The 14494-nt window shown below is 66.2% G+C and carries 20 protein-coding genes; 15 read left to right on the forward strand and 5 right to left on the reverse strand.

Annotated features, from left to right (window positions below):
* The first annotated feature begins 1 nt into the window (after position 1).
* The 9 genes from ACH13J_RS07090 (at position 2) to ACH13J_RS07130 (ending at position 5306) form a co-directional block, all read left to right on the forward strand.
* On the forward strand, positions 2–607 hold the full coding sequence (locus ACH13J_RS07090; protein WP_397542622.1) for a GNAT family N-acetyltransferase: 606 nt from the start codon (positions 2–4) through the stop codon (positions 605–607).
* Positions 600–896, forward strand: a complete 297-nt coding sequence (locus ACH13J_RS07095; RefSeq protein WP_397542623.1) for a chorismate mutase — start codon at positions 600–602, stop codon at positions 894–896. Before ACH13J_RS07090 ends, ACH13J_RS07095 begins: the two co-directional genes overlap by 8 nt.
* A gap of 49 nt (positions 897–945) precedes the next feature.
* Positions 946–1317, forward strand: coding sequence for a 30S ribosomal protein S16 (gene rpsP, locus ACH13J_RS07100; protein ID WP_397542624.1), 372 nt, complete (start codon positions 946–948; stop codon positions 1315–1317).
* A 19-nt stretch (positions 1318–1336) separates the two neighbouring features.
* Positions 1337–1966, forward strand: coding sequence for a 5,6-dimethylbenzimidazole synthase (gene bluB / locus ACH13J_RS07105; RefSeq protein ID WP_397542625.1), 630 nt, complete (start codon positions 1337–1339; stop codon positions 1964–1966).
* 1 nt (position 1967) lies between these two features.
* A complete protein-coding gene (rimM, locus tag ACH13J_RS07110) occupies positions 1968–2471 on the forward strand; it encodes a ribosome maturation factor RimM (RefSeq protein ID WP_397542626.1) in 504 nt (167 codons plus the stop codon).
* Between the two features lie 46 nt (positions 2472–2517).
* Complete coding sequence (gene trmD / locus ACH13J_RS07115; RefSeq protein ID WP_397542627.1) at positions 2518–3324, forward strand: tRNA (guanosine(37)-N1)-methyltransferase TrmD; 807 nt, start codon at positions 2518–2520, stop codon at positions 3322–3324.
* Positions 3325–3672: 348 nt separating this feature from the next.
* Entirely contained in the window at positions 3673–4065 is a 393-nt protein-coding gene (gene rplS / locus ACH13J_RS07120) for a 50S ribosomal protein L19 (RefSeq protein WP_397542628.1), read from the forward strand.
* Positions 4066–4076: 11 nt separating this feature from the next.
* The gene (gene rpmE / locus ACH13J_RS07125) at positions 4077–4298 is read left to right on the forward strand and encodes a 50S ribosomal protein L31 (protein ID WP_397542629.1); all 222 of its coding nucleotides are present in this window, start codon (positions 4077–4079) and stop codon (positions 4296–4298) included.
* Between the two features lie 198 nt (positions 4299–4496).
* A complete protein-coding gene (locus tag ACH13J_RS07130; protein WP_397542630.1) occupies positions 4497–5306 on the forward strand; it encodes a division plane positioning ATPase MipZ in 810 nt (269 codons plus the stop codon).
* Positions 5307–5318: 12 nt separating this feature from the next.
* Here ACH13J_RS07130 and ACH13J_RS07135 read toward each other — a convergent pair whose 3' ends face one another.
* From ACH13J_RS07135 to ACH13J_RS07150, 4 genes are all read right to left on the reverse strand, one after another.
* Positions 5319–6182 carry an EamA family transporter gene (locus tag ACH13J_RS07135; RefSeq protein ID WP_397542631.1) on the reverse strand — a complete coding sequence of 288 codons (864 nt, stop codon included), beginning with the start codon at positions 6180–6182 and terminating at the stop codon, positions 5319–5321.
* A 93-nt stretch (positions 6183–6275) separates the two neighbouring features.
* A complete protein-coding gene (locus tag ACH13J_RS07140; protein ID WP_397542632.1) occupies positions 6276–6848 on the reverse strand; it encodes a DUF308 domain-containing protein in 573 nt (190 codons plus the stop codon).
* A gap of 136 nt (positions 6849–6984) precedes the next feature.
* A complete protein-coding gene (locus ACH13J_RS07145; RefSeq protein ID WP_397542633.1) occupies positions 6985–7395 on the reverse strand; it encodes a VOC family protein in 411 nt (136 codons plus the stop codon).
* Positions 7392–7808, reverse strand: a complete 417-nt coding sequence (locus tag ACH13J_RS07150) for a VOC family protein (RefSeq protein ID WP_397542634.1) — start codon at positions 7806–7808, stop codon at positions 7392–7394. The genes ACH13J_RS07145 and ACH13J_RS07150 overlap by 4 nt, the downstream gene beginning before the upstream one ends.
* Before the next feature lie 75 nt (positions 7809–7883).
* Here ACH13J_RS07150 and ACH13J_RS07155 point away from each other — a divergent pair, with 75 nt between their 5' ends.
* The 6 genes from ACH13J_RS07155 (at position 7884) to ACH13J_RS07180 (ending at position 14018) form a co-directional block, all read left to right on the forward strand.
* Positions 7884–8654 carry an aldolase/citrate lyase family protein gene (locus tag ACH13J_RS07155; RefSeq protein ID WP_397542635.1) on the forward strand — a complete coding sequence of 257 codons (771 nt, stop codon included), beginning with the start codon at positions 7884–7886 and terminating at the stop codon, positions 8652–8654.
* A complete protein-coding gene (locus tag ACH13J_RS07160; RefSeq protein WP_397542636.1) occupies positions 8647–9591 on the forward strand; it encodes a glucokinase in 945 nt (314 codons plus the stop codon). Before ACH13J_RS07155 ends, ACH13J_RS07160 begins: the two co-directional genes overlap by 8 nt.
* 132 nt (positions 9592–9723) lie before the next feature.
* Entirely contained in the window at positions 9724–10509 is a 786-nt protein-coding gene (locus ACH13J_RS07165; RefSeq protein WP_397542637.1) for a hypothetical protein, read from the forward strand.
* A gap of 83 nt (positions 10510–10592) precedes the next feature.
* Positions 10593–12551: a DNA topoisomerase IV subunit B gene (gene parE / locus ACH13J_RS07170; RefSeq protein ID WP_397542638.1), complete on the forward strand. Its 1959-nt coding sequence runs from the start codon at positions 10593–10595 to the stop codon at positions 12549–12551.
* Between the two features lie 2 nt (positions 12552–12553).
* Positions 12554–13033 (forward strand): hypothetical protein, encoded by a 480-nt coding sequence (locus tag ACH13J_RS07175; protein ID WP_397542639.1) that lies wholly within the window; start codon positions 12554–12556, stop codon positions 13031–13033.
* Positions 13034–13343: 310 nt separating this feature from the next.
* Entirely contained in the window at positions 13344–14018 is a 675-nt protein-coding gene (locus tag ACH13J_RS07180; RefSeq protein ID WP_397542640.1) for a hypothetical protein, read from the forward strand.
* A gap of 44 nt (positions 14019–14062) precedes the next feature.
* Here the strand turns inward: ACH13J_RS07180 and ACH13J_RS07185 are convergent, their stop codons facing one another.
* Positions 14063–14467 carry a c-type cytochrome gene (locus ACH13J_RS07185; RefSeq protein ID WP_397542641.1) on the reverse strand — a complete coding sequence of 135 codons (405 nt, stop codon included), beginning with the start codon at positions 14465–14467 and terminating at the stop codon, positions 14063–14065.
* Positions 14468–14494 lie beyond the last annotated feature (27 nt).

Here is a 14494-nt window from a genome sequence, read left to right on the forward strand (position 1 = left end):
CATGCCCGCGACCCAGATCCCCGTCCTCGAGACACGCCGCCTGCGTCTGCGGGGGCCGGAACCCGAGGATTATCCCAACTTCAAGGCGACCTTCGCCTCGTACCGCTCGCGCTTCATGGGCGGTCCACTCAACGCGTACGAGACATGGATGCTCTACGCCGCCGAGATCGGGCACTGGAACATTCGCGGCTTCGGCATGTGGATGATCCACGACCGCGAAACGGACGAGACCTATGGCATGGCCGGGGGCTGGTTCCCCGCCAAGTGGCCCGAGCGCGAAATCGCCTGGATCATCTGGCCGGACAAGGCCGGGCACGGCTACGCGCTGGAGGCGACGCACGCGGTGCGCGGCTATCTGTACAAGGATCTCGGCTGGGAGGGGGCCGTGAGCTACATTGACCCCAAGAACCTCGACTCGATCCGGCTGGCCGAACGGCTGGGCGCCAAGAAGGACCCCGACGCCGCCACCATCGACGGCAACGACGCGGTCTATCGTCACCCCGGGCCGGAGCAGCTCAGGTCCGGTCAGCTGCGCGACGGAATCGAACTGGAAATCGAGCATTACTGCGACCCGCTCTTCAAACCGAAGGGAATGCCCGTTGACTGATCAGTCCGCACGTGCCGCCGAGCTCCTCAAGGAGCATCGCGAGAGCATCGACCGGCTCGACGCGATCCTCGTCTACACGCTCGGCGAGCGGTTCAAGCACACGCAGGCCGTAGGCAAGCTCAAGGCCGCTCATGACCTTCCCCCGTCCGATCCGGACCGCGAGGCGGCCCAGATCGCGCGGCTCGAGGATTTGGCGAACCGGGCCGATCTCGACCCCGAATTCGCCAAGAAGTTCCTGAACTTCATCATCGCCGAGGTGATCCGGCATCACCAGCGGCAGAAATCGTAGGGTGGGTGCCAACCCACCTTCTACCAGCCATTCAAAAGGAGAAACGCAAATGGCCATGAAAATCCGCCTTGCCCGCGCAGGCAGCAAGAAACGCCCCTTCTACCGCATCGTCGCCGCCGATTCGCGCATGCCGCGCGACGGCCGCTTCATCGAGAAGCTTGGCACCTACAACCCGCTGCTGCCCAAGGACAGCGAGGATCGCGTCAAGATGGACCTCGAGCGCGTCCAGCACTGGCTGGACAAGGGCGCCCAGCCGACCGACCGCATCGCGCGCTTTCTCGAAAACGCGGGCGTGACCGAGAAGAAGGTGCGCAACAACCCCAACAAGGGCACCCCCGGCAAGAAGGCGCAGGAACGCGCAGAAGAGCGCGCCGAGAAGGCCAAGGCGGCCGAAGAGGCCGCGGCCCCCGCCGACGAATAACACTGCGGACGGCCCCGGCATGCCGCAGTTTTCCACGGAGTTCCGGGCGCAATTCACCGAGCTGTTGCGCTGGCGGCGCGACGTGCGCCGCTTCCGCACCGATCCGGTGGACGAGGCGGAGCTGCGCGCATGCCTCGACACCTTCGCCCTTGCGCCGTCGGTGGGGCTGTCGGAGCCGTGGCGCATACTGCGCATAGACAGCCCCGCCGCCCGCGCGGCGGTGCTGACAAATTTCGAGGCGGCCAATGCCGAGGCGCTGTCGGGCTACACCGGCGAAAGGGCCCGGCGCTACAGCCAGCTCAAGCTGTCGGGCATGCGCGAAGCGCCGGTCCAGCTTGCCGTGTTCTGCGACGAGGGCACCGGCAAGGGCAGTGGCCTCGGGGTGCGGACCATGCCCGAGATGCGCCGCTACTCGGTCGTGGGGGCGATCACCCAGTTCTGGCTCGCCGCCCGGGCACGCGGCCTCGGCGTGGGATGGGTGTCGATCCTCGACCCGCACCGCCTGGCCCGTGATCTGGACGCCCCCGATGGGTGGGTTCTCGTGGCCTATCTCTGCGTCGGCTGGCCGGAAAAGGACAGCGAGACCCCAGAACTCGAACGCGCCGGCTGGGATACCCGCCGCGGCGCCGTGCCGCTGGAGCTGCGCTGAGATGGCCGAGCGTGTCTGCGTCGGGGCCATTGCCGGGGCCTTCGGGGTCCGGGGCGAGGTGCGGGTCAAGAGCTTTACCGCCGAGCCCGACGATATCGGCGCCTACGGCCCGGTCGAAACCGAGGACGGCACAAGCCGGTTCTCGGTCACGATCACCGGTCATGCCAAGAAAGCACTGGTCGCCCGCCTGTCGGGGATCGACACGAAAGAGCAGGCCGAGGCCCTGCGCGGCACCCGGCTCTACGTCGACCGCGCCCTCCTGCCCGAGCCTGACGAGGACGAGTTCTACCACGCCGACCTGATCGGGATGGAGGTCTACGACACCGGCGGCGCGTATCTGGGCTCGGTGAAAACGGTGCTTAACCACGGCGCGTCGGACCTGCTGGAGATCCGCGCACCGGGCCACAGCACGACCGTTCTGCTGCCCTTCACGCAGGACGACGTGCCCACGGTCGATCTGGCCGCCGGCCGGATCGTGGCCGACCCGCCGGAGGGGCTGTTCTGACGGCGTGCTGCTTGCCACGTCCGGCCGCCGCCGCTATCCCGCTGCCATGACGCAACCGCCCAGATCCCACGGACGCAAGTCCATTGCTGCCTCTGCCCGGCCGCGCGACCTGATGGAAACCGCGCCCCGGCTGGTCGGCGTGTGGGCGGCACAGGTCATCACGCTCTTGCCGGGCGCCTTTCCCGGCATCCTCGGCGAGAGCCTGACCGGGAAGGCGCTGGAGGAGGGGCTCTGGCAACTCGGGACGACCAACCTGCGGGAATTCGGCGTGGGGCGCCATCGCAACGTCGACGACACCCCGGCGGGCGGTGGTGCCGGCATGGTCCTGCGCGCCGACGTGATGGGCCGGGCGATCGAGGCGGCCACCGCGGGGGCGCCGGCGGGCCGGCCGATTCTCTATCTCAGCCCGCGCGGCAGGCGTTTCGACCAGCCCACGGCGCGCGCACTGGCCGCCGGGCCGGGTGCCACCTTGATCTGCGGACGGTTCGAGGGGCTGGATGAACGCGTCATCGAACACTACGGCGTCACCGAGCTTTCGCTGGGGGATTTCGTGCTAACCGGCGGAGAGATCGCGGCGCAGGCGGTGATCGACGCCTGCGTGCGCCTGTTGCCCGGCGTGCTGGGCAATGCCGCCTCGACCGAGGAGGAGAGCTTCGCCTCCGGCCTGCTGGAACATCCGCAATACACCCGTCCCGCCACGTGGCAGGACCGGCCGATCCCCGAGGTTCTGCTTTCGGGCAACCATGCCCGGATCGCGCGGTGGCGGCAGGAACAGTCAGAGGAGTTGACCCGCACCCGCCGCCCTGACCTGTGGCAGGCCTATAACACGAAACGGGATGACACGTCGCCCTAGGGGAATGGCACATGCGGGCCTGTCGCACGCGGCTCGGCACGACGACAATGCCCGCCCCACCCCGGTGCAGCCGTGTGAATAAGTCTTGAAATGACGGGGCAAACCTGATTTATCGCCCGCATCCCGAACAGGCGTCGGCGTGCGTGATTCCCGTTTTTCTTCTGGTGGGCTCTCCGTTGCGCCCTGTCGTTCTTTCCGGGCGGGCCATCCGTTGGCCGGGTACAAGACATGACGGCGCGACCTCCGGCGGGCGCGGGCACTGCCTGCGGACCCGGACGAAGACCGGGAGCTCTCGGGCCGCGAGACACCTTTGCGGGTGAAACCGCAAGCATTGAAGGAGTTGAAGCGATGGACCTGATCGCTCAGATCGAGGCCGAACAGATTGCCTCGCTCGGGAAGGAAATTCCCGATTTCAAGGCCGGCGACACCGTGCGCGTCGGCTACAAGGTGACAGAGGGCACCCGCACCCGCGTGCAGAACTTCGAAGGCGTGTGCATCAGCCGCAAGAACGGCGAGGGCATCGCCGGCACGTTCACCGTCAGAAAGATTTCCTTCGGCGAGGGCGTGGAACGTATCTTCCCGCTCTACTCCACGAACATCGAGCACATCACGGTGATCCGCCGTGGCCGCGTGCGCCGCGCCAAGCTCTATTATCTGCGCTCGCGCCGGGGCAAGTCGGCCCGGATCGCGGAAGACACGCATTACAAGCCGAAAGCCGGAAAATCCGGCAAATCCGCATAAGGGGCCGCGCCATGAAAAAAGACATCCATCCCGAGTACCATCTCATCGACGTCAAGATGACCGATGGCACGGTCGTCCAGATGCGGTCGACCTACGGCAACGAGGGGGATACCCTGTCGCTGGACATCGACCCGACGGCCCACCCCGCCTGGACCGGCGGCGGCCACCGCCTGACCGACGCGGGCGGCCGCGTCTCCAAGTTCAAGAACAAGTACGCGGGCCTGGGCTTCTGATCGGCAGACCACGATCCGCGCCACGAAACGCCGCTCTCCGGGGCGGCGTTTTTCGTTCCGGCCGCCGCCACGGGATGGCGTAAATGCAATACTCCCGTACGAACGCGCATGTCCCGCTTCACGGCGCGCGTCACACAACATATGGTGTCGCCGGGGATACACCGGAGCGTACGATCCGGTAAGGAAGGGCAAGACCACATGGCGCACATCATCGTCGTGGGCAACGAAAAGGGTGGCGCGGGCAAGTCGACGGTTTCCATGCACGTGGCCGCGGCGCTGGCAAGGCTGGGATACAAGGTCAGCGCGCTGGACCTGGACCTGCGGCAAAAGACGCTGGGAACCTACATCGCCAACCGCACGCGGTTCACGGAAAAATCGGGGCTGGAGCTGCCGGGGCCGCGGTTCCACGAGTTGCCGGAGATCGACCAGACATCGCTGAAGCCGGGCGAAAACATCTATGACCGGCGCCTGTCGGCCGCCGTGGCCGATCTAGAGCCCGACAGCGATTTCATACTGATCGACTGCCCCGGCTCTCACACGCGGCTCAGCCAGGTCGCCCACAGCCTTGCAGACACGCTCATCACCCCGCTCAACGACAGCTTCGTCGATTTCGACCTGCTGGCGCATGTCGACAGCGACGGGCAGACCATCCTCGGCCCTTCCGTGTATTCCGAGATGGTCTGGAACGCGCGCCAGCTGCGCGCGCAGGCGGGGCTGAAGCCCATCGACTGGGTGGTGGTGCGCAACCGCCTCGGCGCACAGCAGATGGTCAACAAGGAAAAGATGGCCAAGGCACTGGAAAACCTCGCCAAGCGCATCGGTTTCCGCACAGCGCCCGGTTTCCACGAACGGGTCATCTTCCGCGAACTCTTCCCGCGCGGGCTGACGCTGCTGGACCTCAAGGATATCGGAGTGAAACAGCTCAACATCTCCAACATCGCGGCCCGGCAGGAACTGCGGGAACTCATCAAGACGTTGCATCTGCCGGGCGTCGAGGTGGAGTTCTGACCACCACGGGCGTCAGGCCATCCGGCGGCGGCGCAGCGCCACGATGTTGGACACCACCAGCGCCCCCACGACGACCACGCCGCCGAAGATGGCCCAGCGCCCCGGGTCCTCGCCCACCACGGCCCAGACGAGCAGCGGCGCGAGCACGGATTCCAGCAGGATCAGCAAGGCCACCTCCGGCGTGCTGATATAGCGCGGTCCCAGCGTCATCAGGCAGGTGGCCACCGCGATGAACGCCCCATGGCCGAGAAACAGGGGCCATTGCGTCTCGGCCGCGGGGATGGGCTGGACGAAGGGCCAGATCACCAGCGCCGCGCCGATATAGGCCAGCGGGATCGCCGGCACCATCGAGATCTTGCGAAGTCCCCGCACCGCCGTCAGTGCCCCGGCATAGGCCGCGCAGACCATTAAGGCGAAAATGTCACCCTTCCACGAGGCGATCTCGTTCTCGGCCGAGCCGTAGGCGATGATCCCCAGCCCGGCCATCACCGCGGCCATGGTCATCACCACCCGGCGGCTGATCGGTTCGCCGAGGAATATGCGGGCGAACACGGCCGAGAAGATGGGCATGGACGCGAATATGAAAACGACGTTGGCAACGCTGGTGTATGTGACCGCGAGCACGAAGCCGGGGGCGGTGAACCCTATCAGGATCATGTAGATCGCCCCGGGCCACCCGCTGCGCAGCACGAGTGAAAAACCCCGCAGCCCCTGCACCGCCAGCAACCCAAGCAGGATGATCAGGCCCGAGGTCATGCCGCGCCAGAAAGCGGTGACCATCGGCTGCGCCTCGATCAACCGGACAAAGAGCGAGTCCGGTACGACGAACAGCACACCCAGCGAGGTGACGAGAAGGCCCTTGAGATGATCGTTCATGCCGCAAGCAGAACGGCAATCCGGCGAAAAAGTAAACCCCGCCCGGCACCGTCCTTGGCGCGGGCGGGGCGAGGGCCGCGAACGGCCGGTGCGTCAGCCGATTTCCTTCTTGTAAAGGTGTCTTGCCAACGCCAGTGTCATCGCGCCGGACATCGTCAGGTCGACGGCCAGCAGGATGCCCAGGATTCCGGCGGCCGAAGCGGGCAGGCCCAGAACGATCACGATGGCCAGCGCGAGCGACATCAGCCCGGCCGCGAGAATCCAGCCCCAGCTGCCCTCGGGCCGCTCGCGCAGCGCGATGGCCACGCGCAGACCGCCCATCATGGCGAAGAATGCCGCCACCACGATCGTCAGCGTGACGAGCCCGGCAAGCGGATTCAACACCAGCGAGATCGACAATGCCACCAGCAGCGCGCCCAGCCCGCCGCTCAGCCAGCGATCACGTGTCTCCTTGGCGGAGTCGGTCACCGCCAGCCAGAGCTGGACAAGACCCGCCACGAGGAATCCGGCGCCGGCCACGACCTCGACTGTCAGCGATGCCGCGAACGGGTTCAGAAACGCGACAACGCCACCAATCACCATCAACAGGCCAAGGGCGGCCATACCTTTCCAGCCCCAATCGGGGTATTCGATCTGCAGGCCCGTGTCGTTTTCCGCGGTGGTCATAAGTCCTCCTTTCAAGAAAACTGCTTTTCTATCCGTGGGTTAAATTACGTCTTTCACCACCTCAGGTGTGAACTCCGCGGAAATCTGTCAACCGTGCCGGACACCCGTGCAACCGCGCCCCGGTGGCGCAACCCCGTTACAACGCCACCTCGTGCACCTCGATGACGTTGCCCTCGGGGTCGTGGAAATAGATCTGGCGCCACCCTGCCACGGCGGATTCGCCCCAGTCGGAGAAGGGCACGCCCTCGGCCTCCAGATGCGCCTCGAACGCGGCAAGGTCTTCGGTGCGGTAAGCTATGTGCCCGCGCATCACCGGGTTGACGATCTGGCCCGTGCGAAACCCGGCCTGAACGTCCTTGCGCGCGATGTGCAGGTGCATGTGCCCGTCCGAAAGAAAGGCCACATCGCCGGCATAGACCGCCGGGTCGCCGCGCAGCGCCGGCACGTCCTCGTCGGTCACCTCCAGCCCGAGGATATCGCGGTAGAACCCGGTCATTTCCTCGACGTTGTCGGTGGACAGGTTGATGTGATGCAGCCTCGCCTTCATGCTGCCGCCTCCCCGGTTTCGTGGACTTCGATCACGTTGCCGTCCGGATCGTAAAAGAATATCTGCCGCCAGCCCGCAACCGCCGCGTTGCCCCAGTCGGAGTAGGGAATGCCGCGGGACTCAAGGTGCGCCTTGAACGCGTCGAGATCGTCGGTCCGAAAGGCGATGTGGCCCCGCTCCACCGGGTTGACGACATGGCCCGTGGCAAATCCCGCCCCGAGGTCGCGTTGCGCGATGTGGGTCTGGATGGCACCATCCGTCAGGAACGCCACGTCGCCGGCATAACCCTTGTCTTTTTCCAGAACCGGCACTCCCTCCACCGCGCGCGCCTGTCCAAGCACCCGCCGATAGAAGCCGTCCATTTCCGCCACCTTGTCGGTAGCGAGATTGATGTGATGCAATTTAAGTTTCACCGTCACCCCCGCTGGATCATGGACCTCCAGTGAACAACAGGGTTACGGTGCTGCCAAGACGAAAGAGGAGAGCCCATGCCCGCCCCTGCAAACCGGTTCAAGTCCGCGCTCGCACGCGGCGGAACGCTCTATGGATGCTGGGCGGGATTCGCCGACCCCTACGCGACCGAGATGCTGGCCACCGCCGGCTTCGACTGGCTGGTGATTGACGGCGAGCATGCGCCAAACGACCTGCGCACGATCATGGCGCAACTCCAGGTGCTGGAGGCGCACCACTGCGCGCCCGTCGTGCGGCTGCCCATGGGCGAGACATGGGCGATCAAGCAGGTGCTCGATGCCGGCGCGCAGACGCTGCTGATCCCGATGGTGGAAAGCGCCGACGAGGCCCGCGGGTTGGTGCGCGCCATGCGCTACCCGCCCGACGGCATCCGCGGCTCGGGCGCGGCATTGGCGCGGGCGTCCCGGTTTTCCGCCATCCCCGACTATATCGCCACTGCCAACGCGCAGATGTGCCTGCTGGTGCAGGTCGAGACACGCGCAGGCATGGACGCGCTCGACGATATCCTGTCGGTCGAGGGGGTGGACGGTGTATTCATCGGCCCCTCGGACCTCGCGGCGGACATGGGACATCTTGGCGACAGTTCCGTGCCCGAGGTGCGGACGGTCATCCGGGACGCCCTGCGCCGTATGGCGGAATCTGACAAGGCGGGCGGCATACTGGCCACGGACCACGAAACGGCACTGAGCTATCGCGACTGGGGTGCACGGTTCCTCGCGGTCGGCATCGACGTCCTCATGCTGGCACAGGCCGCGCGGCAGACAGCGGCGCGTTGGCGGGATGGCTGAGCGGCAGCTGCTGGCCGATGTCGGTGGCACCAATACACGCGTGGCGCTGGCCGATGCCGGGGGTATCATGCCCGATACGATCCGCGCGTTCCGCAACAGCGGTTTCCCCGGGCTTGCGCCGCTTCTGGCCACCTATCTCGATGCGCTGCGCCCCGGGGGCGTGGCCGCTCTTTGCGCGGCGGTGGCCGGTCCGGTGCGGGGGGACACCGCGCAACTGACCAATCACGACTGGTTCATCGCGGCTCCGGAGGTGCGCAGCGCCACCGGCACGGCCGCGGTGTACCTGATCAACGACCTTCAGGCGCAGGGCCACGCGCTCGACGACCTGCCGGCCGAGCATGTGACACCCGTTCTTCACGGTCATTCCGCGCCGCAAAACGCACCACGGCTGGTGCTGAACCTCGGCACGGGCTGCAATGCCGCGGCGGTACACCGGACGGGCGGGAGTCTCTTCGTGCCCGCCGCCGAATCCGGCCATTCCGCGCTGCCGCACGTCACCGGCCGGGCGGCGGCGCTACTGGATCACCTGCGCACGCGGCACCCCCACCTGCCGGTCGAGGCGGCGCTGTCGGGGCCGGGCCTTGCGAACATCCACGAATGGGTCACCGGCACGCGCCGCACGGCGGCAGAGGTCGTCGCCGACCACGAGGCAGGCGCGGCGGACGCGCGCGACACCCTTGACCTTTTCGCCCGCCTTCTGGGAACCGTCGCCGGCAGCCTCGCGCTCCACCACATGCCGATGGGTGGCATCTTCCTCAGCGGCGGAACCGCCCGCGCCGTGGCACGGCACCTGCCGGCCCTGGGGTTTCGCGATACGTTCGAGGCCCGCGGCCCGTACACCGATATCGTCCGCCAGGTGCCGGTGTCGGTCATCACCTCGGACGACTTCGCGCTCGCGGGGTGCGCGCGGTATCTCCGCCAGACGGCGGGCGGGTGATCGCCCTGCCCCGCATTGACATTCGCCCCCCGCGGCAGAAAGCTGCCCCACGCACGCATGGCCCAGACGAAACCGGGAACCGGGCGCGCACGCCCCAGAAGCCGAGATTTCGCCAGAAAAGACCCCGTTACCATGTCCGACGTCCCGCTCCGAAAATGGTATTTCTGTCTCAACGCCAAGGGGTTCGAGCAGTCCTGGCCGCTGGTGCAGGTGGCTGTGCGGTCCTGCCTGCGCAACACGCGGCTGACGCCGGTGTGCCTTTATGACGGCCCCGAAGACAGACATGCCGCGCGCCTTGAATCCCTTGGCGCCAGCGTCGTGCGCCACACCTCCAGCCTCGCGGACGCGCTGCGGCGTGGCTACGGCGATGCATACGACACCTATAGCGGTCATTGGCTGCGCGTCGACATTCCGCTGGTCGAACACGAGGAGCCGGTCGTGCTCTATACCGATATCGACGTGCTCTTCCGCGCCCATCCCGACATGCCGCGCCGGCCGCGCACCCTTGCCGCCGCGCCGGAGCGGTTTCGCTGGCGCTGGCCGCATTTCAACAGCGGCGTCATGGTTCTCAACCTGCCCGGCATGCGCGCGGTGCATGATGATTTCGACGCCATGATCCGCGCCCGTATCGGCGCGGGGCGCTGGCCCACCGGGCATGACCAGGTCTGCTACAACGCCTTTTTCCGCTGGCGCCACACGCGCCTGCCGCACCGGCTGAACTGGAAGCCCTATTGGGGCGATCGCCCGGACGCCCGGATCATTCATTTCCACGGCCCCAAGCCCGGGCATATCGACCGGATGGCCGCGGGCGATACGGACGGCATGCTGCCCATATACCGGCACCTGTGGAACCGGAACCCGCAGGCCTATCGCCGGTTCGGCCGCGAATTCCGCGAACTGCTCGAGGATGACGCCTGACGCGCCGCGGGCCGGCAGGCCCTTTCCCCGCCCCGGGCGCTCTGTCATAATCGCGGCAACAACCAACAAATGAGCAGCAGCGCATGGCCGACGATCTTCTCTCCGCCTCCGGGTCCTCCGACTACGACGCCTCCCACATCGAGGTGCTGGAGGGGCTGGACCCCGTTCGCAAGCGCCCCGGCATGTATATCGGCGGCACAGACGACCGGGCGCTGCACCATCTCGTGGCCGAGGTGCTCGACAACTCCATGGACGAGGCCGTGGCCGGCCACGCCACCCGCATCGAGGTGGAGCTGCACGCCGACCATTCCATCACCATCCGCGACAACGGCCGCGGCATCCCCATCGAGGAGCACCCCAAGTTCCCCGGCAAATCCGCGCTGGAGGTGATCCTGTGCACCCTGCACGCGGGCGGCAAGTTCTCGGGCAAGGCGTACCAGACATCCGGCGGGCTGCACGGGGTGGGGGCCAGCGTCGTCAACGCGCTGTCGGATTCGATGGTGGTGCAGGTGGCCCGCGACCGTAAGCTCTACGAGCAGCGCTTTTCCCGCGGCAAGCCCGAGGGCCCGCTGGAGCAGGTCGGACAGGCCCCCAACCGCCGCGGCACCACCGTCACCTTCCACCCCGACGCCGAGATCTTCGGCTCTCACCGATTCAAGCCCGCGCGCCTGTTCGGCTCCATCCGGTCAAAGGCTTACCTCTTCTCCGGTGTCGAGATCCGCTGGAAATCGGCGATCGAGGACGGCGACACGCCGATGGAGGCCACGTTCCACTTTCCGGGCGGGCTGTCGGACTTCCTGCGCGAAACGCTCGGCGGCGCCGCCACCTACGCCGAGGCTCCCTTTGCCGGGTCGGTGGATTTCCAGGAACGCTTCGGCAGCCCGGGCAAGGTGGAATGGGCGATCAACTGGACGCCCTCGCGCGACGGCTTCCTGCAATCCTACTGCAACACCGTGCCCACACCCGAGGGCGGCACCCACGTCGCCGGGTTCTGGGCCGCGATCCTCAAGGGCATCAAGGCGTATGGCGAGCTGGTGAACAACCGCAAGGCCGCCCAGATCACGCGCGAGGACCTGATGGCGGGGGGCTGCGCGCTGGTGTCGTGCTTCATCCGCGAGCCAGAGTTCGTGGGCCAGACCAAGGACCGGCTGGCCACGACCCAGGCGCAAAAGCTGGTCGAGAACGCCGTGCGCGACCATTTCGACAACTGGCTGGCCTCCGACACCAAGTCCGCGGGCGCGATCCTCGATTTTCTCGTGCTCCGGGCAGAGGAGCGGCAGCGCCGCAAGCAGGAAAAGGAGACGAGCCGCAAGTCCGCCACCAAGAAGCTGCGCCTGCCCGGCAAGCTGGTGGACTGCTCCACCTCCGCGCGCGAAGGGACCGAGCTGTTCATCGTCGAGGGCGATTCGGCAGGCGGCTCGGCCAAGATGGCCCGCTTCCGCGAGACGCAGGCGCTGTTGCCGCTCAGGGGCAAGATCCTCAACGTGCTCGGCGCGGCCAGCTCCAAGCTCGGCTCCAACCAGGAGATCAACGACCTCACGCAGGCACTTGGCACGGGGCTGGGGACGAAGTTCAACATCGACGATCTGCGTTATGACAAGATCATCATCATGACGGATGCCGACGTGGACGGCGCGCATATCGCCTCGCTGCTGATGACGTTCTTTTTCAGCCAGATGCGCCCGCTCATCGACGGCGGGCACCTCTACCTCGCCTGCCCGCCGCTCTACCGGCTGACGCAGGGGGCAAAGCGCGTCTACTGCCTCGACGAGGCCGAGCGCGACGCGTGGCTGGAAAAGGGCCTCGGCGGCAAGGGCAAGATCGAGGTGAGCCGCTTCAAGGGGCTGGGTGAAATGGACGCCAAGGACCTGAAGATGACGACGATGGACCCGAAAACCCGCCGCCTGATCCGCGTGACCATCGACGAGGACGAGCCGGGCGAGACCGGCGACCTGGTGGAGCGGCTGATGGGGAAGAAACCGGAACTGCGGTTCCAGTATATCTCGGAGAACGCGCGGTTCGTGGCGGAGCTGGATGTGTGAGTGTGCCTGAGCCGACAGTCGTAGAAAATGAACTTCCGGCCAACATCATTTTTGCCATCGGAAACTATGTTCAGTTATGTGCTCGAATTGAGAAGCTTTTAATTCGCGCCATTTTGACGGTAGAAGGTCGAGAAGGCGAAGAACTCAGAGCACGATATTCTGAGCTGTCTCTCATGAGCACTCGAGAACTTATTAGCGCAGTTAAAGAGATTTCGGACAAGCTCCCTGAAGATCACAGATGGAGCAGCTACTTTGAGAAATTACGCCCTTACCTTTATAGGTTTGTAGATAATCGCCACAAAGCAGTGCATGGAATTGTCACACATCACTCTCAACTTCAAGTGTCGTACTTTGACAAAAAGTCGAGAGAGTTTGCAACAATGCCGATCGCCCCAGATGATGTGAACGAAATGCTCCAACATGCGGATCATATTACTCGAGCTTTACTCCAATTTTGTGAGGAACCCGTGCAAGATATTTAATTTTTGGAAAATTGATTACACCGCGCGGACTCAAGGCGCGCAAAGCGCGCCGCCGCGCGATCGCCAGACCGCCCGTCACGCCGGGGGCGTGCCGACCATGACTCCCGCACCTCTGGTGCGACGGGCTGGCGATTTGATCGCCGCAAGCGCGCTGCCCGGAATCCCACCGAACACGGCGCCATAAAGCGCCCCGGCCATACGCCGCATCGCCATCCCTCGGTCTGGCCATCGCGCGGCTGTCCCGCGTCGGGCGCATTTCGCCGCGCGCACCCTCTACCCGGCCTCGTGAACACTTGCTACGCTCCAGCCCATGCGCCGCGCCATCCTCCTGTTCTGCCTGCTGCTCGCCGCCTGCGGGCGCCCCCTGACGCCCGCGGAAAAGAGCTTTGCCACCCAGATCCACGGGGCCAGCATCGACGTCTCGCGCATCCGGCTGCATGACGGCGCGCTCATCGGCGAGGCCAGCTATCCGCGCCCCCGCCGCCCGCGCCTGACCTGCCGCGAGCGCCTCCTGCCGGAACCGCGGGGCGAGACGGTGACAGTCTCGCCCGCGGCGGTGGTGCTCTACAACCGCGTCTTCTTTGCACATGACTGGTACGAGGACGATTTCCTGCCGCGATACCCGGAGGTCATGAGCCTCGTGCACGCGATGCTGCTGGCGCACGAGATCACCCATGTCTGGCAATGGCAGAACCGCGGCAGGACCGGCTATTCGCCGTTCCGCTCGTTTTCCGAGCATACGCGCAGCGCCGATCCCTACCTCTTCGACGTGGAAAGCCGCGCGGATTTCCTCGACCACGGTTACGAGCAGCAGGCCAGCATCGTGGAGGAATACGTCTGCTGCGCCGCACTGGACCCCGACGCGCCGCGCACCCGCCGGATGGCGGCGATGCTGCGCGAGGCCTTTCCCCTCGGCCGGCTGACCATCCCCGACAAGGTGATCCTGCCCTGGCGGGGTGCGCAAACGGAAGGCATCTGCCGCTGACGCCGGTCTGATCGTCCGCCTGTTGCCAGCCCACGGCCCCGACCCTAGGGCCGCTGGATGCTCTCCAGATAGACCATCAGCGCCGCCAGCGGGCGCGGCGTGGGGGTCAGGACGCCATCGCCGGTATCCACCGGCACCGTGTCCCCCTCCAGCAAAGCGCCGAATTCCGGCATCTCCTTGCCCGGCAGGCCGGTGCGGTCGTAGCCGTCGATCACGCTCAGCACGTGGGTCCGGGGAAACTCTCCATCGCGGGAAAGCCGCGTCAGGTCGGAAGGCGGCGGATCGTAGGACGCGGCCCATGGCCCGTCGCCGCGCCCACCGGGCCCGTGGCACTGGGCGCAGTTCTCGACATAGATCTGCCGCCCCTCGGACGGCTCGGGCATGGACGTGACGGCACAGGCCATGACGACCGCCGTCAATCCAAGGGGAATCAATACCTTGCCACGCATGCCCTGCCCTCCTGTTTTGGCGGAAGC

Origin of the sequence: Roseovarius salis (genome assembly GCF_044472985.1) — a bacterium.
In the GTDB taxonomy this organism is placed as follows: Bacteria; Pseudomonadota; Alphaproteobacteria; order Rhodobacterales; family Rhodobacteraceae; genus Roseovarius; species Roseovarius salis.

Coding starts and splice junctions, on each gene's coding strand:
- ACH13J_RS07090 (WP_397542622.1), top strand. CDS start 2: ATGCCCGCGACCCAGATCCCCGTCCTCGAGACACGCCGCCTGCGTCTG.
- rpsP (WP_397542624.1), top strand. CDS start 946: ATGGCCATGAAAATCCGCCTTGCCCGCGCAGGCAGCAAGAAACGCCCC.
- bluB (WP_397542625.1), top strand. CDS start 1,337: ATGCCGCAGTTTTCCACGGAGTTCCGGGCGCAATTCACCGAGCTGTTG.
- rimM (WP_397542626.1), top strand. CDS start 1,968: ATGGCCGAGCGTGTCTGCGTCGGGGCCATTGCCGGGGCCTTCGGGGTC.
- trmD (WP_397542627.1), top strand. CDS start 2,518: ATGACGCAACCGCCCAGATCCCACGGACGCAAGTCCATTGCTGCCTCT.
- rplS (WP_397542628.1), top strand. CDS start 3,673: ATGGACCTGATCGCTCAGATCGAGGCCGAACAGATTGCCTCGCTCGGG.
- rpmE (WP_397542629.1), top strand. CDS start 4,077: ATGAAAAAAGACATCCATCCCGAGTACCATCTCATCGACGTCAAGATG.
- ACH13J_RS07130 (WP_397542630.1), top strand. CDS start 4,497: ATGGCGCACATCATCGTCGTGGGCAACGAAAAGGGTGGCGCGGGCAAG.
- ACH13J_RS07135 (WP_397542631.1), bottom strand. CDS start 6,182: ATGAACGATCATCTCAAGGGCCTTCTCGTCACCTCGCTGGGTGTGCTG.
- ACH13J_RS07140 (WP_397542632.1), bottom strand. CDS start 6,848: ATGACCACCGCGGAAAACGACACGGGCCTGCAGATCGAATACCCCGAT.
- ACH13J_RS07145 (WP_397542633.1), bottom strand. CDS start 7,395: ATGAAGGCGAGGCTGCATCACATCAACCTGTCCACCGACAACGTCGAG.
- ACH13J_RS07155 (WP_397542635.1), top strand. CDS start 7,884: ATGCCCGCCCCTGCAAACCGGTTCAAGTCCGCGCTCGCACGCGGCGGA.
- ACH13J_RS07160 (WP_397542636.1), top strand. CDS start 8,647: ATGGCTGAGCGGCAGCTGCTGGCCGATGTCGGTGGCACCAATACACGC.
- ACH13J_RS07165 (WP_397542637.1), top strand. CDS start 9,724: ATGTCCGACGTCCCGCTCCGAAAATGGTATTTCTGTCTCAACGCCAAG.
- parE (WP_397542638.1), top strand. CDS start 10,593: ATGGCCGACGATCTTCTCTCCGCCTCCGGGTCCTCCGACTACGACGCC.
- ACH13J_RS07180 (WP_397542640.1), top strand. CDS start 13,344: ATGCGCCGCGCCATCCTCCTGTTCTGCCTGCTGCTCGCCGCCTGCGGG.
- ACH13J_RS07185 (WP_397542641.1), bottom strand. CDS start 14,467: ATGCGTGGCAAGGTATTGATTCCCCTTGGATTGACGGCGGTCGTCATG.